The 4,100-nt window shown below is 72.3% G+C and carries 6 protein-coding genes; 2 read left to right on the forward strand and 4 right to left on the reverse strand.

Annotated features, from left to right (window positions below):
• Window positions 1–540, reverse strand: a 540-nt coding sequence (locus CCN44_RS25145; RefSeq protein ID WP_143649956.1) for a serine/threonine-protein kinase, incomplete at its 3' end; no start/stop codon positions are given.
• Between the two features lie 179 nt (window positions 541–719).
• The gene (locus tag CCN44_RS25155; protein ID WP_059250605.1) at window positions 720–1,454 is read right to left on the reverse strand and encodes a VOC family protein; all 735 of its coding nucleotides are present in this window, start codon (window positions 1,452–1,454) and stop codon (window positions 720–722) included.
• A 134-nt stretch (window positions 1,455–1,588) separates the two neighbouring features.
• On the opposite strand from CCN44_RS25155, the gene CCN44_RS25160 reads away from it, so the two are divergent.
• Window positions 1,589–2,224 carry a TetR family transcriptional regulator gene (locus CCN44_RS25160; protein WP_086699773.1) on the forward strand — a complete coding sequence of 212 codons (636 nt, stop codon included), beginning with the start codon at window positions 1,589–1,591 and terminating at the stop codon, window positions 2,222–2,224.
• Between the two features lie 73 nt (window positions 2,225–2,297).
• Here CCN44_RS25160 and CCN44_RS25165 read toward each other — a convergent pair whose 3' ends face one another.
• Complete coding sequence (locus CCN44_RS25165; protein ID WP_059250601.1) at window positions 2,298–2,750, reverse strand: Lrp/AsnC family transcriptional regulator; 453 nt, start codon at window positions 2,748–2,750, stop codon at window positions 2,298–2,300.
• Window positions 2,751–2,832: 82 nt separating this feature from the next.
• On the opposite strand from CCN44_RS25165, the gene CCN44_RS25170 reads away from it, so the two are divergent.
• The gene (locus CCN44_RS25170) at window positions 2,833–3,450 is read left to right on the forward strand and encodes a LysE family translocator (RefSeq protein WP_059250599.1); all 618 of its coding nucleotides are present in this window, start codon (window positions 2,833–2,835) and stop codon (window positions 3,448–3,450) included.
• Between the two features lie 136 nt (window positions 3,451–3,586).
• Here the strand turns inward: CCN44_RS25170 and CCN44_RS25175 are convergent, their stop codons facing one another.
• Window positions 3,587–4,099: a nitroreductase family deazaflavin-dependent oxidoreductase gene (locus CCN44_RS25175; protein ID WP_086699776.1), complete on the reverse strand. Its 513-nt coding sequence runs from the start codon at window positions 4,097–4,099 to the stop codon at window positions 3,587–3,589.
• Window position 4,100: the final 1 nt, after the last annotated feature.

A 4,100-nucleotide genomic window follows, 5' to 3' on the forward strand; every position in this document is an offset into this window, starting at 1 on the left:
CATGTAGGCGGGGGTGCCGACGGCGACGTTCGTCATCGTCAGGCGGGTGTTCGAGACGCCGGAGGCGATGCCGAAGTCGATCACCCGGGGGCCGTCCTCGACCACCAGCACGTTGGAGGGCTTGAGGTCGCGGTGGACCAGCCCGGCCCCGTGGATGGACTGGAGGGCCTCGGCCACGCCCGCCGCGAGCCAGCGCACGGCCTGGGCCGGCAGCGGCCCGCACTCGTTCACTATCTCTTCCAGCGAGGGCGCGGGGACGTAGGCGGTGGCCAGCCAGGGCACGGCGGCGCGCGGGTCGGCGTCGACCACGGCCGCGGTGTAGAAGCCGGAGACCGCGCGGGCCGCCTCCACCTCGCGGGTGAAGCGGACGCGGAAGAGCTGGTCCTCGGCCAGCTCGGTGCGCACCGTCTTGATCGCCACGCGCCGGCCGGACGCCGAGCGCGCGAGATAGACCAGCCCCATGCCGCCGGCGCCCAGCCGGCCCAGCACCTCGAACGGCCCGATCCGCCGCGGATCGTGCTGCGTCAGCTGATCCACCACTTGCCTGCCACCTCCCCGTACGAGCCGCGCCACTCTCCATATGTACGCGACCGAAGTGCAGCGTCTCACCACCGCACCGCCATGGCGGCACGCACCCCGATTCTTCCTGGCCGGGCGGCTGGTTGCGAACCCGGTGACAATCGGGGTGTCTCATGCCCGATCCGGCCAAAGCGGACGGATCAGCGCTGCAACAGTGCGAACGACGCCCCCTGATTGTCGGTGACGACGGCCACCACTCCGTACGACGTCTCGAAGGGTGGCGCCTGCACCCGCCCGCCGAGCCGGTGCACCGCCCCGAGCGCGTCCGGCAGGTCCGCGACCCGGAAGTGGACGAGGAAGTGCGGGGGCATCTCGGCCGGGAAGACGTCGGTGACGTCGGCGCGGCCGAAGTCGGGCTCGGCGCCGGCGCCGAACAGGGCTTCGTGGAAGAGGCCGCCGTAGAAGGCGTTGGCCGCGGCGGTGTTCCGGGTGTACAGCTCGGCCCAGACGAAGGTGTTCGGCTCGTGCCGCCGCCCGAAGCCGGGGTGGGTGCCGGGCTGCCACAGGCCGAAGACCGCGCCCTCGGGGTCGGTGGCGAGGGCGGCGGTGCCCAGGTCGCCGACCGGGAACGGGGCCATGACCAGCTGCCCGCCGGCCGCCGTGATCCGCCGGCCGAGGGCCGCGGCGTCCGAGGTCGCGAAGGAGACCGTCCAGACGGTGGGCATGCGGCCGTCCGTCTTGGGTGCCAGCGAGGCGACGCGGTCGCCGTCGAGCCGGGCCCACACGGAGGAGCCGTACGCCTCCTCGAAGGTCCATCCGAAAAGCTCACCGTAGAACCGCTTGCCCGCCTCGACGTCGGGCAGCTGGGCGTCCACCCAGCAGGGGACGCCCTCCCCGTAGGTCTCTTCGTTCGCGGATGCCCTGTTTTCGGCCATGCCGCCAAAGTAACCGGGCCGCGCGCACCGCGCAGACCAGGCACACCATCCCCGATACCCCCGGGCACCCCATTTGCAGTCGGCCGAATCGCGCTCCGATCACCCCTCGGTAAGCTGACGGCATGACAGGACAAGTGCGTACCGTCGACGGCCGTGTGGCCGGCCGGCGTGGGCAGGCGACCCGGCAGAAGCTGCTCGACTGCCTCAGCGAGATGCTCAGCTCCTCCCCCTACCGGGACGTCAAGGTCATCGATGTCGCCCGGAAGGCGGGCACTTCGCCCGCGACCTTCTACCAGTACTTCCCCGACGTCGAAGGCGCCGTCCTGGAGATCGCCGAGCAGATGGCGGCCGAGGGTGCCGGGTTGACCGAACTGCTGGAGGGGCGCAGCTGGGCCGGCAAGTCCGGGTGGGCCACCGCACAGGAACTCGTGGACGGTTTCCTTGAGTTCTGGCGGAAGAACGACGCCATCCTGCGCGTGGTCGACCTCGGCGCGGCCGAGGGGGACAAACGGTTCTACAAGATCCGTATGAAGATCCTGAACTCGGTCAACAACTCCCTGGCGGACTCCATCGCGGAGCTCCAGTCCAAGGGCCGGGTGGACAAGGACGTGAACCCGGCGGCGGTGGCCGGTTCGCTGGTCGCGATGCTCGCCGCGGTGGCGGCCCACCAGAAGGGCTTCTCCTCCTGGGGCGTGAAGCAGGCCGAACTCAAGCCGAACCTGGCGCTGTTGGTGCACCTGGGTGTGACCGGCAGGAAGCCGTCCAAGTAAGCGGTCCCCTTCATCCGGGTCCAAGTCCTGTCTGGCAGGCGGTGGTTCACATGAGTGGACCACCGCCTGCCGTCTACGCGGGCAACGGCCGGTCCCGCACCACGTGCTTCATCACGAGCGTCGACGTCAGCCGCTGCACACCCGGCAGGGTCGCCAGCCGCTCGTCGTACAGCCGCTGGAAGGCGGCCAGGTCGGCGGTGGCCACCCGGAGCAGGTAGTCCGGCTCGCCGAACAGCCGCTGGGCGTCCAGCACGTGCTCCAGCTCGCCGACCGCCCGCTCGAACTCGGCGACCGTGTCCCGGTCCTCCTGGCGCATGGACACGAAGACCAGCGCCTCGAAGTTCAGGCCGAGCGAGGCCGGGTCCACCACCGCGCGGTAGCCCTGGATGGCGCCGGACCGCTCCAGCTCGCGCAGCCGCCGGTGGCAGGGCGAGACGCTGAGCCTGACCCGGGCGGCCAGCTCGGTCACGGTCAGCCGCCCGTCCTGTTGCAGCTCGGCAAGGATTTTTCGGTCCACGTCGTCCATGAAGAAGATATTTGCTCAGACTACGCGATCATGGGCAAACTTCGGGAACACTTTCGGGCCATTCACGCCTAATGTCCCCGATATGGACTCGGCACTGCTCCTCTCGTTCCTCGTCGTGGACCTGCTGCTGGTGTGCGTACCGGGCGCCGACTGGGCGTACGTCATCACGACCGCGCTGCGCGGCGGCTCGGTACCGCGCGCGGTGGCGGGCCTGGTCTGCGGCTACGCCCTGCACACGGCCCTGGCGACGGCGGGTCTGGCCGTGCTGGTGGCCGGCTCGCCCCGGCTGCTGACGGCCCTGACGGTGGCGGGCGCGGGCTATCTGCTGTGGCTCGGCTGGGGCGTCCTGCGCCGGCCGGCGGTCCCGGACGCGGGCAGCACGCCGGCGGCCGACGGCCGGCTGTTCCTGCGCGGCGCCACGATCAGCGGCCTCAACCCCAAGGGCCTGCTGCTCTACCTCTCCGTGCTCCCCCAGTTCCTCACCCTCACGGGCGCCCATCTGCCCGTCCCCGCGCAGACGGCGGCCCTCGGCCTCCTCCACATGGCGGCGTGCGCGGCCGTCTACCTCGCCGTCGGCGCCCTCGCCCGCGCCCTCCTCGCGGCCCGTCCGGCGGCGGCCCGGGCGGTGGCCCGCACCTCGGGCGCGGCGATGCTGGGCATCGGCGCGCTCCTGCTGGTGGAACGGCTGGCGACGCTCTAGGGTTCCCGCCCGGCCGGAGCACGTGCCGCGGCGGCCCACGGACCGCCACACGTCCTGCGCCCCGCGAGCGCGTCCGCCTCTCGGGGGTGCAGAACACCGCGCGCACGGCGTCGCGCCGCGGACGGGAAGTGCCGCCCTAGGAACCCTCCGCCCCGCCGGACCGACCCGGTCCGTCCCTCCGGGTCAGCCGGAACACCCGGATCTCGCGCCGCACCCGCGCCTGGTAGACGGCGTACGGCGGCCAGAACGCCAGCAGGGCCCGCCAGGCGGCGGCCCGTTCCTCCCCGGTGAGCAGCCGGGCGGTGACGGGGAGGTCGCGGCCCTTCCAGTTGACCGAGGCCTCGGGGTGGGCGAGCAGATTGTGCGTCCAGGCGGGATGGGCGGTGCGCCCGAAGTTGGAGCCGACGAGGATCCAGCCGCCGTCGTCCCCTTCCGGCATGCAGGCCAGCGGGGTCCGGCGGGGCAGCCCGCTCCTCGCTCCCGTCGAGGTGAGGACCAGGCCGGGCAGCAGCCGGGCACTGAGCAGCACGCGCCCGCGGGTGAGCCGGTGCACGCCCCGGTCGAGCGCCGGGATCACCCGCGGGGCGGCCTTCGCGAACACCCGCGTGGCGGAGACCTTCTGCACGAACCGCACACCGGCACCGCCCATC

Source organism: Streptomyces tricolor (genome assembly GCF_002155905.1).
Lineage (GTDB): Bacteria > Actinomycetota > Actinomycetes > Streptomycetales > Streptomycetaceae > Streptomyces > Streptomyces tricolor.